Raw genomic sequence first — 835 nt, 5'->3', positions numbered from 1 at the left:
AATCCATGGCACGTTAAGAGTGGTAAAGCAGAATTTGCTTCAGCTAGTGTAGAACAGATTAAGGGTTACGATTCATACGTAGATGGTACAAAGGCAACCGAAGTACCAGCAGCTGCAGTAGTTGAAAAAGATGGCGTCCCACAAAATGGTGCAGCTGTTAATGTAACTTACACTGCTAACGAACATACTTTAGTAATTAATTATGTTGATGGTAATGGTACTGTAGTAGGTACTTACAATGTTCTTGGTAAGACTGATGAAACTGTTAATGTTGATGTACCTGGACATGTTCCAACTAACTGGAAATTAGTTCCAAAGCAACAAGTTATCGGATCTTACAAGTTCGGTTCAGATGATCCACAACCTGTAGATTACAAGGTTGAACACGGAACTATGGATATTACTCCAACTGATCCAAGTGTTAACCCAACTGATCCTAAATACAAGGATATGTTCACTACTGTAAGTCGTGACATTTACCAAACTAAACCAGGTGAAACTAGGACTAAGATTGATACTCAATACGTTGATTTTGGACGTAATGGTGTTGAAGATCTAGTAACTGGTGTAGTAACTGTTACCGGAGACTGGAAAGTTGGTAAGATTGAAAACAACAAGTTCGTTGAAGGTGGCAAAGCAGAGTTTGCTTCTGAAAATGCTCCACAAATTAAGGGCTACGACTCATATGTTGATGGTGTTAAGTCAACTGAAGTGCCAGTCGCATCAGCACTTAAAGATGGTCAACCAGTAAATGGTGCAGCTGTTAATGTAACTTACACTGCTAATGAACATACTTTAGTAATTAATTATGTTGACGGTAATGGCACTGTGGTAG

The 835-nt window shown here is 38.9% G+C and carries 1 protein-coding gene; it reads left to right on the top strand.

The genetic code is table 11. The features are described from left to right. On the top strand, positions 1-835 hold an 835-nt coding region (locus tag FD18_RS09775), incomplete at both ends, for a mucin-binding protein (RefSeq protein WP_420919754.1).

This window comes from Lactobacillus taiwanensis DSM 21401 (assembly GCF_001436695.1).
In the GTDB taxonomy this organism is placed as follows: Bacteria; Bacillota; Bacilli; order Lactobacillales; family Lactobacillaceae; genus Lactobacillus; species Lactobacillus taiwanensis.
This window is presented reverse-complemented; position numbering and strand designations above follow the sequence as displayed.